This is a genomic window from Paenibacillus kribbensis, from assembly GCF_002240415.1.
In the GTDB taxonomy this organism is placed as follows: Bacteria; Bacillota; Bacilli; order Paenibacillales; family Paenibacillaceae; genus Paenibacillus; species Paenibacillus kribbensis.
Genome location: NZ_CP020028.1, coordinates 3,181,816 through 3,196,076 on the forward strand (window position 1 = coordinate 3,181,816; position 14,261 = coordinate 3,196,076).

A 14,261-nucleotide genomic window follows, 5' to 3' on the forward strand; every position below is an offset into this window, starting at 1 on the left:
ATTATGATTGCCCAAGGCTAATAGAGGCTGTTTCACCATCACGCCTTTAATTGTAATAATTACGATTAATATATATTACTACAGAATAAACACACGGTAAACCTTTATAATCCTCTCTCCAACGAGAAAAAGCCGCCAATATGGCGACTTCCTCTATTCACTCTATGATTTTATTTAACGGACCCAGAAAGAACATCGGCAATCTGCTCCATGTGCTGCTTTAGCCAGTGCGCGGTTTGCTCCGGCTGCGAGATCGGAAAATGATGGGCTGCCGGAATATGCAGCGTGTGCAAGCCATGAAATGGCTCAGGCAGTTTATAAATCTGATCCTTCATCCCCCATATAATCGAAACCTTCTCCTTGAACGATGGTCCGAGATTCTTGGACGCGAACCGGAAGCTATCCGCTCTTGTTAACATGGCCAGCGCTTCCGCAGTCGTCTTTTTTACGCGGGGAGAACGCAATTCCTCAAGGACATACGTGATGTATGCTGGCGGAATGGCCTCCATACTTTCAAAACAAGTCTGCGACAGCAATTGCTTGCGCAAGCCTGACTCGCTGAGTCTGCCCAGTACGCTCTCCGTAATTCGTGCACTCCGATACCTGCGCGGAGCAGGATGGAATACAGGCTGCAACAGATGCAAGCTGCTCAGGCGCTCAGGTACACGTTCCCACACTTTGGCGGCCAATAATCCGCCGAAGGAATGACCCACAAGGTTGATCGGTGTTTCAAAAGTTTGGATCGCTTGTACTAGCGATTCGATGTAACCCTCCAGTACATCCTCCTGATGATGGTAAGGAGATCGCCCAAACCCGGGGAGATCTACCAGGCAAACGGAGGATTCCGGAAACTGCTCGGCCAGTGGTATCAAGCAATCCGCCCCGCTCAAAGTACCGTGAACAAACACCATCGGAGGATTTTCATTTTCCACCCTTCGCTCCAGTGTAGCCAAAGGCCCGCGCCTGCTGCGGACAAATCCATCTGTATCCGTGCGGGAATGTGCAATTCTGAAATCAAGGTCCGTAATGACAAATGGGAAAACATCCGTATTTACCGCCTGTGTCAATCCGAATTTACGCTGAACTCCCCGCGTCGCATCCAATGGATAGTCCACATCCACAATAAAATCAAGTGACTCCTTTGGAATACCCAGCTTTCGTCCCAATGGAGTGCCTAAGATGCTGGATAGCCAAGCGGGTGAAATGGAGCCCCATGGTTTTGGAACTCGAAGCTCCTTCGCCATATTCGTTCCCAGTTCCATCATCGTTGGGCTCTGTTGCCTTTCATCCATTAGGTAGTATGTTTCACTGACAGGGTGTGTCTCCTTGGCAAGCACGCTGATGAATTCGGCTGCATGATCTACGTGAACCATAGGAAGCCAATGGGACTTGCCCCCTGGAATAAGACCCGTGAGCTTGCGCGCTGTAGAAGCCACAAGTATGCCAAGCCCACCGGTTTGAGGCGTATTCCCGTGCGCCGAGTCACCAATGACCACGCTCAAATGGATAACCGACAGCGGAAATCCTTCTTTGTGCGCTCCCTGACGGATACGCAAATCAGCCAGGAATTTCATGCGCTCGTAAGGAGGCGCATGTTCCAAATGAGCAATGACAGGCTCCGGGGCATTCCAGTTATGATGATTAAAAGGGCTTTTGAATCCAACCAAATGGATAAAATGTCGCAACCCCTTGCTTGCATGAATATGTGCAGCCAACGTCAGCAGCTCTTCTGCTGCTTGCAAAAAAGCGCCTCTCGCCTCCTCCTCTCCCAGCAATATGTCCATCGGTCCTCCTGCGTGAATCACCACATCTGCTGTCTCAACCCGCTTCCTGTCAGAAGAACTCAGCCCCAGAGCAGGTGCACTTAAGTCACCAATAACCGGCGTTAACTTCCCCGTATGCCATGCGGTCTCCAGATTCATTTGCCTGCATATTTGTTCCCACTTCTTCAGCGAGCGAACAAGAACGGTAACGGTATGGTCCTCCCGGGAAAGTTGCTGCAGCGTATGCATGCCGATAAAACCTGTACCGCCCGTGATCAAGATATGTGCCATAAATATAACCTGCTTTCTATATTTTTTAGTACCATACAGTGCTAATCATGATGAAAAAAAATCACTTTAGCAGAAACGCTAAAGTCATTTTTAAATTTACAAGTATGCCCGGGTCTTGACCTGCATGTTGTAAAAAGAGTGCGCCTTCGATAGCTGAGACAATGAATTCAGCCGTCGATCTGGCAGGAAGTTCAGCCCGAATCTCCAAACTCTCCATCCCCTCGTTCAACAACGCTTCCACCGTGGTGATTTGGCTTTGAAAAAATCGGCTCACTTTCTCTCGAAACAAGGGAATATCCTGAGGCATTTGCGTGTACAGAGTAATAAAGGGACAGCCGCCCAAATAATCTGTCTCTTGTTGAGTCAGCAATTGAAGAAGGGTCTCCAGACGTTCCTGCACGGATTGATCCTTACGTGAAACAACCTCAAAAATCAGCTCGCTATACGTTCGAATCAGTTGGTCCAGAATAGCTGACAGCAGCTCTTCCTTGCTTTTAAAATAATAGTAAATGTTCGTTTTGGATACATTGCTGACAGCCACAATTTCGTCCATGCTTGTTGTATGATAGCCTTTAGTGAGAAACAATGAAGTCGCAATGCTCAGAACAACATCCCGATTGGTCGTTTTATTTTTTTTCATCATAATTAGCACTATACGGTACTAAAACATACTTGTCAAACTTCACTTGTATTTGTCTGCCCCAAAATATTAGTTTTCGGCCAGCACCCGGTCACCTCTAGTCGCAGGCTGAGAGATCACCAAAAACTCAACATCCTCATTCGTTTCATTAAACATCTGATGAGCGATCAAAGGAGGAATCTCACAGCCTTCCTGAGATCCTAACTGAATTCGTTCGCCGTCCACTTCAAGTATCGCTGTACCTGATAAAATAAAGAAAAATTGACGGGCATGATGGTGATAATGTCTGACCTCGTGTGTATTGCCAGGCATACGCTCATGGATAATGCTCAAATCTTTATGATTCACCAAACGCCAACCATCACATTGATCTCCCCATATATAGTGTTCAGCATTGCTTTTGCTTACTTTCAAATTGAATTCCTCCTTCTTTTTGCAGCTACTGCTTCATTTTAAACGTGAGCTTATACGACTACAATCCTATTGTTGCTATATATTCACCTCGATAATTTCCTCCAGCTTAATCCAGCTAAAGTCCTCTTCTCCGCGGGACAGCTTTACTTCTCGCCGACTCGTGTTAATCACCGTTACAAGCCCACATAACTCCTCGTCATCAAACGGATTAAATACCCGCAGCGTAATAGACTTCCGTTCATTATAGGAAATGATAAGGGCCTGTTCAATCTGCCACATTTCCTGATCGTCCAGTGTCGGCTTGTCACGTCTGCCCTGCTCCTTCATTAGTCTCAGATACGCATCCCGATGCTCAGGCAAGATCATGCGCGAGCTTTCCCATATGCCATTCCCTTCAAGCTTTTTCCCCATCGTAAACGCCTCCTATGCTGTTTGGGTTACAGGATGCCATGCCAGTACATGGTCTAATCGAAAAACGCGTGGCTGGCCTGTCAGTAAACAGGCAGCCCGTATCAAACCATTTTGCACACGATGCACCTCAATGCGCCGATGAGACAGTTTGCCCTTTCGGTCCATATACACGATTTCCACGATCTGCCCCACGTATTTTTCCAGCATGATCCTTCACTCCTTATCAGAACGTTTGTTTGTATTATATGCGAACATGCGTTTGATTATCAATGTAAAAAATCCCCTGAGGGATTTGACTCTCTCAAGGGATTTTGATACCTGGAAATTATGCAATGGCATATATAGCTTTAAAATTCATAGGTGGACAGCTTAATATCCTCTTTATTCAAATCTTTTAACGGATAAACAGGTCCATTCCAATAAGTCAAAATATCAACGGGCTTACTCGTGCCATTTTTTTTTAAAGTAAGAGCCAGCTCAAGCAACAAATGAGGAAGCTGATAAGAGCTTGTTATAAACTGCACCTCTTCCGGACTTTCACAGTCCTCTGCTCGATAGAACACAAAGTACCCCTCGGTTTGATCCCCCATAAGTACAATATAACGAGCCAGAAACATAATTTCACCACTGGAAAAAGGAATGGAATACGTCGAAGCAGGAATCAAATCCGTCTCTAATCCCTCTATACGCACCGTAAGCTCATTGTTAAGAGCATCCATTCTATCTCTATGTTCGCTTATGAGCTGTTCATAATTTAGAGGAACAAGCCCTCCATTCCTGATCGTAGTGATCAGTTCATCTATAAATACTTTTTGAGACAATACCCGATTGCTCATCTTCTTCATCTCCATATTCGTGAAAATAACCATGGACTTCTTATTTCAAATTGTTCAATTTTTATGTATTAAAATCTGTATTTATTAACTATCAAGCATTTTTGAGACTGCATTTACGACCCTTTCCATCTCAAATGGCTTAACAATAAAGTCTTTTGCGCCTGCCTGAAATGCTTTTATAATCGCTTCGTGCTGACCCAAAGCAGAACACATTAAAATATTGGCTTTTGGATCAAGCTCGGCAATTTTTTTAACGGCCTCAAGTCCATCCATCTTAGGCATATTGATATCCATGGTGATTAAGTCTGGACGAAAGTGCGCGTATTTCAACACAGCATCATACCCATTTTCTGCCTCTGCAATTACAGAGTGACCTAAATCCAAAAAAATATCTTTAAGCACAGATCGCATAAATAAAGAATCATCCACTATTATAACTGTTGCCAAAATAATCGCTCCAATCCGTTGTAGGTTACGTACACACTTAAGTTTCAATATCGGTGAAAAAACGAGCAATATTAATAGAAAAAATCTGTAAAAACAAAAACGCTACCATTGAATTATAAAAGCAATTGGAAACTAGCTACCATAGAATTAGTTTTCAAAAAATCGTTTCACAATGACGTAATTCGTTCCTGTAGGGTAAAGATCACAAAGTACTAGGTATTCAGTGAAACCTTAGTACTATTTTAAAAAGTTACCTATCGATGCCATCCGGATGTGCAGTGGCACGATAAGTAACTTTTAAATTCAGCTTATATAGACATAAAAAACTGACGTCAGTATACTTCCAACGTCAGTTTTTAACTATTCCTTTAAAGTCTGTTTATTCATTCAGAGCTTTCTTCAAAGCCTCCAGATTGTTTTTCATCACACCAAGGTAGTCCAGGTTGTTCTGTTTGTCTTCATCTGTCAGTCCTTCGAGCGGATTCAGAACATCCGTTTTGGCACCGATTTCAGTGGCTACGGTCTGAGCCACCTTTGGATCTACGAGGGTTTCAAAGAAAATGGTTTTTACATTGTTTGCTTTGGAAAACTTGATGATACCTGCCAGTTTGTCCGGTGTAGGCTCTTGCTCGGGAGAAAGTCCGGCAATCGGCACTTGAGTCAAACCATATTGCTTGGCCAAATAACCAAAAGCAGCATGCTGTGTAATAAAGTCTTTGCGTTTTGCATCCTTCAGACCTGCTTTGAACGCTGTATCCAGCTCTTTCAGCTTGGCGATATAAGCATCAGCGTTTTTTTCGTAATCGGCTTTATTGGCAGGATCGGCTTTTACAAGACCCGCTTCAATAGACTCTACTTCCTTTTGCGCCAATACAGGATCAAGCCATACATGAGGGTCCAGCACATGATCGTGATCATGGCCTTCCTCTGCGTGTGCTTCGCCTTCTTCCTCCTCAGCAGTACCTTCCATCAGGTTTAGCCCTTTACTCGCTTCAACTACAACACGCTTGTCATTGGCTGCGCTGCTCAAAGCCTGCTCTGCCCAGCCTTCGACGATACCGTTATAGACAAATACGTTAGCGTCCTTGATCTGTGCCATATCCTTGGCGCTCGGTTCCCAGTCATGGGGTTCCGCACCAGCAGGAATCAGGGCCGTTACGTTCGCATGGTCTCCGGCAACCTGTCTTGTAAATTCATACATCGGATAAAAAGTGGTGACCACGTTCAGCTTGTTACCACTTTGTGCCGTACCCGGCTCGGTTGGGGAAGCATTTGTAGCTGTATGATCAGATTGGGCTCCACAGCCGGACAAAATAAGTGCCAGTCCCGCAGACAAAACAAATGATTTTTTGAACCATGCATTCATGTTCATAACTCCTTTATCCCTGTATATTTTAGTTACTATTTTTAATTGCTCTCACTGCGTGCCGTATTTTTCCGCCCGGAAGCCTGCTGCTTGCTCAGCTTGCGAACCAGCTTATGAATACCAACTCCCAAGATCAGGAATAATAACAGCACCATGGCAATGGTCCCTCCTGGGGGCGTGCTCAGCTCATACGAGGCAGTTAACCCCATAAATACGCCGATCAAGGCAGTTACCATAGATATCCAGATGGCTGCCGCGAAGCTCGGTGCAATTCGTATGGCCAGCGCAGCAGGGAGCACGATTAGTGAGGAGACAAGCAGCACACCGACAATCGGCATGGCGGCAGCTACAATCATCCCTGTCAAAATACTAAACGCAAATGAAATGGACTTGACGGGAAGACCATTGGTTTTCGCTGTTTCTTCATCAAAGGTAATTTGGTACAAGGGGCGCCGGAAGACGAAAAAGAAGATGCCTCCGATCACAGCCACTACGATCATCAACATCAATTCTGTCTGATTGACCGCTACTACCGAACCGAACAAATAAGCGGAAAACCCTTTATTAATGCTCTGATTCAGATTCATTAAAATAACAGCCGTCGATAAACCGCCGACCATAATAATAGCCACAGAGATCTCACTATACGTTTTATAGGACCTGCGGACATATTCAACGATAATCGCGCCGATCACAGCTACAATAAAACCGGTAATCGTTGGGTTCATGCCCAAATAGGCACCCGCTGCCACCCCTGCCAGCGATACATGCGAAAGCATGTCCGCCATCAGAGCCTGACGCCGCAGCATCAGGTACACTCCAAGCACCGAGGCCAGCAGCGCAATTACCCCACCGGCACAAAATGCCCGCTGCATGAAGTCGTAGTGCAGCATTTCCATCCGCCATCTTCCTTCCTCTCAAGCTCAATAATACGATCCAAATAATGTTGCACTTCCGATAGTCCATGCGTGACCATGACCACCGTTCTTCCATATTCCTTGACCTGCTGATTCATCAAGTCATAGAAATGATGGCGGCTTTCCTGATCCATACCTGTTGTAGGCTCATCCAAAATAAGCAAATCCGATTCCTGGGCGAGCGCGCGTGCAACACAAATGCGCTGCTTCTGTCCACCGGACAATTCGCCAATCTTACGATGGCGCAAATCCCACATCCCTACCTGACGAAGCGCCTGCTCTGTCAAGGCATGATCCTCAGGCCGCATACGGCGCAGCCAGGAGCCATGCGTGTATCTTCCTGAACGGACAAATTCCAGAATCGTGCTTGGAAAACCACCATTGAAGGCAGCGATTTGTTGCGATACAAATCCAACAACGAGCTTCTTGCCTTCACCTGTGCGGTCAGACATAAACACCTTGCCCTGCCAAGGCTGAAGCAAACCCAGCAACAGCTTAAGCATGGTTGATTTGGAAGCACCATTCGGTCCGGTAATTGCCACAAATTCTCCGGAAAAAATTTCAACATTGGCATCCACCAAGTTAGGAACATCTCCGTAGCCAAAAGTGACTTGTTCCAATGAGGCCAATAACATGACGCAAATCTCCCTTTCCTTTAAAAAGCCTGGAGCCACCCAAGCAATCATCATTGCGCAGATTCTCCAGGTCGTTTATGATCATTAAACCATCTACCGTAATTATTACGATTTGGTATTAAAAAAAGAAGCGCTCGATAAACGTAACCTTTACGCATTAGCAAGTTTAACAGTTTGGGCAAGGTTCGTCAATGCTTTGACAACTCTTTTGTTTGTTTACTTCACTTTGTCCGGGTACAGACCTGCAGCCAAGGTTCTCAATGCAATCGGTGCGCGTATGCCTTCAGCCGCTGCAGACAGGGGCAGTACTATAAAACGTTTGTTTTTGATCGCTTCCACACCTGCCAGTGCAGGCTTGCTCAGAAGCAGCTTCTCCTTATCCTCCAGTGAAGTGTCTCCGTAGTCCAGAATGACAATGACGTCAGGGTTGCGGCTCACAACCTCTTCCCAGCTTACCTCTGCAAAACTTTTGTTGACATCACCAAAAATATTTTTCGCCTTTACGCTTTTAATCAATGAAGTCAGATAATTATTGGCAGCCGTAAAAGGCTTATCTTCGCCGCTGTCATAGACAAACACCTTCGGTGCCTTCTCTACAGTACCAATTTGAGTCTGAATGGACTGCACTTGTTTACGAATGTCACCTACCAGCTTGTCTGCCCGGTCCTCAACCCGGAAAATGCGTCCAATATTTAGTATATCCAGATATACATCTTCTAACGTTGGGCCCGGCTTATTGGATGATTCCTGTACATAGGTCGCCACTCCCTGCTCGGCAAGCTCCTCACGGGAACCAAGATTTTTATCATTAAAGGCGCTCTTCCAGCCCGCATAGGCAAAATCCGGCGCAGCAGCCATAAATACCTCTTTAGACGGATACTGCTTGGCCAGTACCGGGATTTTCTCATATTGAGCCTTATATTCCGGCAAAATCTGATCATCCAAATACGCAGTTCCTACCATAGAGGACTCCAGTCCAAGGGCCAGCATCACCTCTGTTGCGTGCTGGTTTAGTGTAACTGCACGTTTGGGGGCTTCGGGAAATATCATCTTGACCCCCATATTCTCGAGTTCTACCGACGCCTTACTGTTCTCCGATTGCAATGAGGCAGGCTGCTGTCCGTTTGTAACTGAATCGGTTGTTTGAGCTGTGTTTCCTGATCCACAAGCAGATAGCAGCAGTACCGCCGCCAAAGCAAGCATCGTCAAGGATATTGCGCGCTTGCTATATTTTTTCATATGTACCGTCCCCTCTTTCATTTGCAGTTTATCTTACCTCATCGTATCGCCTTTTCAGTTAGCGTCATGGATGGCCTCCTCTCGCCTGAGAGAATCCGGTAAAAAGGTAATATTCGGCTTCCCGGTTTTCGGATGGATACAGACTTCCGTCTCCACTCCGAAGACACTGCGCAGCAGGTTCGGCTGAAGTATATCCTCTGTGATACCGGAAGCAACCACCTTGCCCTCTTGTAATACATACATTCGGTCACAATACAAAGCCGCCAAATTCAAATCATGCAACGCGGCGAGCGTAGTTACCTGAAGCGCTTTGACCAAATCAAGAATTTGCAGCTGATACCGGATATCCAGATGATTCGTCGGCTCATCCAGCATGAGAAAATTCGCCTGTCCGGCCAGCGCTCTGGCAATCAGCACCCGTTGTTTTTCACCACCGGACAAGGTAGCAAAGCTCTGCTCGGCCTGAGTGTCCATACCTACCCGCTTCAATGCCTGTTCTACCAATTCATAATCGACAGCGGTATCCGCCTCCAGCAGCTTTTTATGTGGATGGCGGCCCATCAAGACGATGTCCCGTACTGAAAAATCAAACGTCTGAGGTGCATCCTGACTCACCACCGCCATTTGCCGGGCCGTTTCCTTGTACTTCATCCTCAGCATATCCCGGCCATCCAGTGTGATCCATCCGTTGTCAGGCTTTAGCACACGGTACATATTTTTGAGCAGCGTCGATTTGCCGCTGCCGTTCGGACCGATCAGACCGACCAGCTCTCCCTTTTGGACCTGAAGACAGATGTCATCGATCAACTGCTTATCGTGAATACTGAAGGTCACGTGCTTAACTTCTACATTCATTTTTCGCCTCCAAATGAATAGGAACTACGCCGCAGCAGCCACACAAAAAAGGGTCCTCCGCAAACGGCTGTCACAATGCCGATCGGCAGCTCTTGCGGAGCCAGCACGAGCCGAGCACATACGTCTGCCCATACCACAAAGATCGCTCCCGCCAACAGACTGACGGGCAAAACACGTCGATGATCCGATCCCACCATCAGCCTGACGATATGCGGAATCATCAGCCCTACGAAGCCAATGGAGCCACTAACCGCTACAACCGCTCCGGTTAGAAGCGAGGCGACAATAACGAGAAGCACGCGAAACGTCTGTACGTTCACACCGAGCGTCACTGCTGCCTCTTCGCCTGTCAGCAAAGCATTCAGTGAGCGGTATTGAGTCAGCAGAACTATCGTTCCGGCAGCTATAATGAGGGTCGGAATAAGAAGCGTATCCCACTGCGCACCTGCCAGACTGCCCATCATCCAATACATCGCATCACGGATACCCTTTTCATTGGGAGCCATCGTAACGATAAAGCTGGTCACAGCCGACAGCATCATGGACACCGCTACGCCTGCCAGCAGTAATCGCGTCGTCGATATCCGTCCGGCCACACGGGCTAATCCGAACACCATAAGCATCGCTGCAAGCGAACCTAAAAAAGCAGACAAAGGCAGCGCAAACCGTCCAAGGATACCAAAGGCTCCAAACACAATAACCAGCGTCGCTGTAACAGAAGCCCCGGACGAGACTCCTAAAATATAGGGGTCTGCCAACGAATTGCGAATTAATGCCTGAATAGCCGCCCCTGTAACAGCTAACCCTCCCCCTACGATAACGCCCAGCAGCACGCGTGGAAAGCGGATTTCCCAGACGATATATTCCTCAGGCCTGGTCCATGTCACAGGTAACCACTGGTCCAGCCAGGGAAGATGCGACAGTGCAATTCGCCATACCGTTCCTGGCGCGACAGCCACAGGACCGAGCATGACTGCAACTGTGACCGACAGCACCAGCCCGGCAGCCAGTAGCAGCAGAATGGTGGTAAATCCCAAAGCAGATTTTCCAGCTATATGGGTGCGAGAATTATGTTTTGATGGATAAACGCTACTCGTTCCCGATGTCATAACCCAGTCAATGGCTTTCGGGCCAATTCCAGCGTTCTCAACCGTTCTTCAATCTCGGAAGCCGAGAAATTTTCACCCATAAGGACCGCAACATCGTTCACCGGCTTTTGCGGGCGAATCGGAATGATTTCCAGCTCCCGATAAGCAAACTGGAACATCATCTGACCCTCTGTTTCGAGAAAACGTACAATTCCTTTGGCGCGGTAAATTTCAGCAGGCAAGCTGCGGAACAGCTGTTCAAACCTGGAACGCGGCACAGATTGCCCGAAGAAATGCGTGTGAACGACAACATGGTCGTAGGAATGAACATGCCCCCCGTGTCCGTGATCATGATTGTGGTGGTGATCATGATGGTCATGGTCTGCAGGGTGATGGTCTGCAGGATCATCATGATCGTGCAGATGATTTTCCGAATGATGATCATTCCCGTTATCGGCTATGGGCTCTTTTGAACGCGAGACATCCATGCGATCCTCTCCTTGAATGGAGAAAAAAGCATTCGTGTCCACGTCGCTCCGTTGCGTAGTTACAGTCAGCGCATAGGGATTTAATTCCTTGACGAGGGCTTGTACTTTCTGCAACTCACCCGCGGCCAGTAAATCGGTCTTGTTGATAATCAGCTTGGAAGCACAGCGAAGCTGATCCTGCATCAAACGAAGCGACTTGCTTCTCTCGTTACCCGAGGCATAATCCAAAAATTGACGCGCGTCCATCACCGTAATAACGGATTGTAAAACCATAGCGGAATACATAGAAGCATCTGTCACGGCATCTACAATTTCCATCGGATTGGCTACTCCGGTACATTCGACGATAATCACGTCCGGCTTATATTCCTCGGCAAGATTCATCAATTCAACACCCAGGTCCCCGCGAATGGTGCAGCATATACAACCACTGAGCATTTCCTTCATGGGAGCTTGACCGTTCACCACACTGCCGTCCAGATTCACATCGCCCAACTCATTCATCAAAATAGCTGGCTTTAGGCCCTGCTCTTTATAATAAGCCAGTGCATGCTGAAGAAGAGTTGTTTTACCGCTGCCCAAAAACCCGGATAAAACAACAATCGGTATCATATGATCCTCCTTGTCTTTACAACATTTAATATGGATCGTACCGTAAAAGTTTCCTTCTTGCAATCATTTATCGAATTTTAATCGTAATAATTACTATTAACAAACATAAATATATATGACCCGTCATTGACTTGTCAACATAGGAGGTGATCCACACACTCTTCTGCAGGCATGTTTGTCCTGCAACAGACATAGGATGTAGACAACTACCCTTATTTTCGAGGAGACGTGTAATGAAAAACAGTACGCTGTTGAAGATGCTGCCTTTTATGATTCCATTCGTCTTTCTGATCCCCGTGCTTGTTACGCTCTCTCCCCGGTGGCTTCGCTCATTGGATATGAGTCAGATGCAGTCGTTAAAAACGGTATTTATGGGTATTTTCCTGGAAGCCATGCCGTTTCTCCTTATTGGCGTCCTGGTCTCCTCCCTTTTACAATGGCTTGTGCCGGAAGCATGGATACGTAAAATGGTGCCTGCGCATCCTGTTCCGGGTGTTCTGCTGGCCTCCTTGCTGGGGCTGCTGTTTCCTATTTGTGAATGCGGCATGATTCCTGTCGTTCGCCAATTGATGCTCAAGGGAATGCCTGCCTATATGGGCATCACCTTTATTTTAAGCGGGCCGATCATCAATCCCGTCGTGCTGGCTGCAACGATGATGGCTTTCCCTTCCCATCCAGAGGTCACGGCCGTTCGCATGGGGCTGGCCTTTGCCGTTTCCGCAATGATTGGGCTGATCGTATATACCTTTGTGCGTGTGCATCCGCTAAAACGGTCGTTGCTGTCTTTTAACCAGCAGAAGCAGAGCGGCCAGACTCATCAGCATCATCGCACCATGCGAGGCTTTTTTGTACATGCTGGCGATGAATTTTTGGACATGAGTAAATATCTCATTATTGGCGCATTATTGACGGCCTGTATTCAGACATTCATCCCGCGCGATGAAATGCTTTCGTTAAGCGGTGGAACAATCGGCTCATATGTCTTTATGATGGGCTTTGCCTATGTACTGTCGCTGTGCTCAACCTCCGATGCCTTTGTCGCTACCGCTTTTTCGCATACCTTTACATTAGGTCCGCTGGCAGCCTTTCTCGTGCTCGGTCCGATGCTGGATTTCAAAGGTACACTTATGCTGCTAAGCACCTTTCGTACCAAATTTGTCGCCGTCCTGTGCCTGCTCATTATTTCGCTTGTGCTGGCGGGTTCTATAGCTGCTGAATGGTTATTAGGAAAGTGAAAATTAGGAAGGTGAGAATTAAGGAGGTGAATACTGGTGTGAATTCAGCCTTTAGCATCCGCTGGCAATATGGTATACGCTCCTTTCTTATGATTGGTTTGGCCCTGCTTATCATCCTATTGAGCCGCACAAACACACTTCATTACTACTTGGCTCCACACATGCAAAAGCTGCTTCTGCTCTGCCCTGTACCCTTGCTATTCATTGCTTTCGCGATGGCATGGCATGGAATAGTCGGAGCGCGAGACGGTGAGGATATGTGTGATTGCGAGCATCCTTTACCTCAAAGCTGGTTCAAAACAATGCTCGTATATGGAATGCTGCTCATTCCGCTGCTGTTCGGCGCTTTGCTGCCCAATCAGGCACTCGGCAGTGATATGGCGGCCAAAAAAGGCATGTCCTTCACCTATCCTAACCCGGATATTCGCCGCAAAACAGATATAAAGTCCGTCCCTGCACCTGGATCCCCTATTTTATCATCGGTGTCTCGTGGGGCAGCTTCGTCTCCACCCAAGGACAAATGGAGTCAGGAAACGCTGGATAAGCTGTTCGTTCCGCCTGACAAGTACAATACGGAATTCGCCGAGCTGGCAAAACGTCTGTATCAGCAGCCTATCATACAGATCAAGCCGGAAATTTTCTCTGAAACCATCGGAGCCATCGAATTATACAAGCACGCTTTTGAAGGCAAAAAAGTACAGGTGACCGGCTTTGTCTATAAAGACAGCAGTCTGCTGGATAAAGGTTTATTTGCGGTGGGCAGGTTCCTCGTCATGTGTTGCACTGCTGATGCCATGCCCTTCGGGGTCATCGTTCAATCCCACAAGCCCCCGTCCTTTGACAAGGATACCTGGGTGACCATTGAAGGAACATTGCATGCCACATATAAGAACAATGCTCCAATACTTGAAATTCGATCCGACAACATAACCGAAGTCGCGCAGCCAGAATCTCCTTATGTCTATACCCAAGCAGACTCGGTAGCCACCTTTGATCGCTTGAATGCAGCATACTAATCCCGGCA

At 47.1% G+C, this 14,261-nt stretch carries 16 protein-coding genes; 2 read left to right on the forward strand and 14 right to left on the reverse strand.

The features are described from left to right. Positions 1–170 precede the first annotated feature (170 nt). From B4V02_RS14045 to B4V02_RS14110, 14 genes are all read right to left on the reverse strand, one after another. Positions 171–2,054: an alpha/beta fold hydrolase gene (locus tag B4V02_RS14045; RefSeq protein WP_094155282.1), complete on the reverse strand. Its 1,884-nt coding sequence runs from the start codon at positions 2,052–2,054 to the stop codon at positions 171–173. Between the two features lie 61 nt (positions 2,055–2,115). Next, positions 2,116–2,694: a TetR/AcrR family transcriptional regulator gene (locus B4V02_RS14050; RefSeq protein ID WP_094155283.1), complete on the reverse strand. Its 579-nt coding sequence runs from the start codon at positions 2,692–2,694 to the stop codon at positions 2,116–2,118. 69 nt (positions 2,695–2,763) lie between these two features. After that, a complete protein-coding gene (locus tag B4V02_RS14055) occupies positions 2,764–3,108 on the reverse strand; it encodes a cupin domain-containing protein (protein WP_007430290.1) in 345 nt (114 codons plus the stop codon). 75 nt (positions 3,109–3,183) lie between these two features. Next, positions 3,184–3,519 (reverse strand): YolD-like family protein, encoded by a 336-nt coding sequence (locus B4V02_RS14060; protein ID WP_094155284.1) that lies wholly within the window; start codon positions 3,517–3,519, stop codon positions 3,184–3,186. Between the two features lie 12 nt (positions 3,520–3,531). Then, positions 3,532–3,726, reverse strand: coding sequence for a hypothetical protein (locus tag B4V02_RS14065; protein WP_007430288.1), 195 nt, complete (start codon positions 3,724–3,726; stop codon positions 3,532–3,534). Positions 3,727–3,866: 140 nt separating this feature from the next. Continuing rightward, the gene (locus B4V02_RS14070; RefSeq protein ID WP_094155285.1) at positions 3,867–4,355 is read right to left on the reverse strand and encodes a hypothetical protein; all 489 of its coding nucleotides are present in this window, start codon (positions 4,353–4,355) and stop codon (positions 3,867–3,869) included. Between the two features lie 84 nt (positions 4,356–4,439). Further along, entirely contained in the window at positions 4,440–4,802 is a 363-nt protein-coding gene (locus tag B4V02_RS14075) for a response regulator (RefSeq protein WP_043890970.1), read from the reverse strand. 379 nt (positions 4,803–5,181) lie between these two features. Continuing rightward, positions 5,182–6,168, reverse strand: a complete 987-nt coding sequence (locus tag B4V02_RS14080; RefSeq protein ID WP_094155286.1) for a metal ABC transporter substrate-binding protein — start codon at positions 6,166–6,168, stop codon at positions 5,182–5,184. Between the two features lie 41 nt (positions 6,169–6,209). Continuing rightward, complete coding sequence (locus B4V02_RS14085; RefSeq protein WP_094155287.1) at positions 6,210–7,067, reverse strand: metal ABC transporter permease; 858 nt, start codon at positions 7,065–7,067, stop codon at positions 6,210–6,212. Then, positions 7,013–7,720 carry a metal ABC transporter ATP-binding protein gene (locus tag B4V02_RS14090; RefSeq protein ID WP_176718078.1) on the reverse strand — a complete coding sequence of 236 codons (708 nt, stop codon included), beginning with the start codon at positions 7,718–7,720 and terminating at the stop codon, positions 7,013–7,015. Before B4V02_RS14090 ends, B4V02_RS14085 begins: the two co-directional genes overlap by 55 nt. A 216-nt stretch (positions 7,721–7,936) precedes the next feature. Continuing rightward, on the reverse strand, positions 7,937–8,959 hold the full coding sequence (locus tag B4V02_RS14095; RefSeq protein WP_094155288.1) for an ABC transporter substrate-binding protein: 1,023 nt from the start codon (positions 8,957–8,959) through the stop codon (positions 7,937–7,939). A 54-nt stretch (positions 8,960–9,013) separates the two neighbouring features. Beyond that, positions 9,014–9,814, reverse strand: coding sequence for an ABC transporter ATP-binding protein (locus B4V02_RS14100; RefSeq protein ID WP_094155289.1), 801 nt, complete (start codon positions 9,812–9,814; stop codon positions 9,014–9,016). Further along, on the reverse strand, positions 9,811–10,923 hold the full coding sequence (locus tag B4V02_RS14105) for a FecCD family ABC transporter permease (protein WP_094155290.1): 1,113 nt from the start codon (positions 10,921–10,923) through the stop codon (positions 9,811–9,813). Before B4V02_RS14105 ends, B4V02_RS14100 begins: the two co-directional genes overlap by 4 nt. After that, the gene (locus tag B4V02_RS14110) at positions 10,920–12,002 is read right to left on the reverse strand and encodes a CobW family GTP-binding protein (RefSeq protein WP_094155291.1); all 1,083 of its coding nucleotides are present in this window, start codon (positions 12,000–12,002) and stop codon (positions 10,920–10,922) included. The genes B4V02_RS14105 and B4V02_RS14110 overlap by 4 nt, the downstream gene beginning before the upstream one ends. Positions 12,003–12,235: 233 nt before the next feature. On the opposite strand from B4V02_RS14110, the gene B4V02_RS14115 reads away from it, so the two are divergent. Both B4V02_RS14115 and B4V02_RS14120 read left to right on the forward strand, forming a co-directional pair. After that, positions 12,236–13,237, forward strand: a complete 1,002-nt coding sequence (locus B4V02_RS14115; RefSeq protein WP_094155292.1) for a permease — start codon at positions 12,236–12,238, stop codon at positions 13,235–13,237. A gap of 38 nt (positions 13,238–13,275) precedes the next feature. Beyond that, positions 13,276–14,253: a TIGR03943 family putative permease subunit gene (locus tag B4V02_RS14120; protein WP_094155293.1), complete on the forward strand. Its 978-nt coding sequence runs from the start codon at positions 13,276–13,278 to the stop codon at positions 14,251–14,253. Positions 14,254–14,261 lie beyond the last annotated feature (8 nt).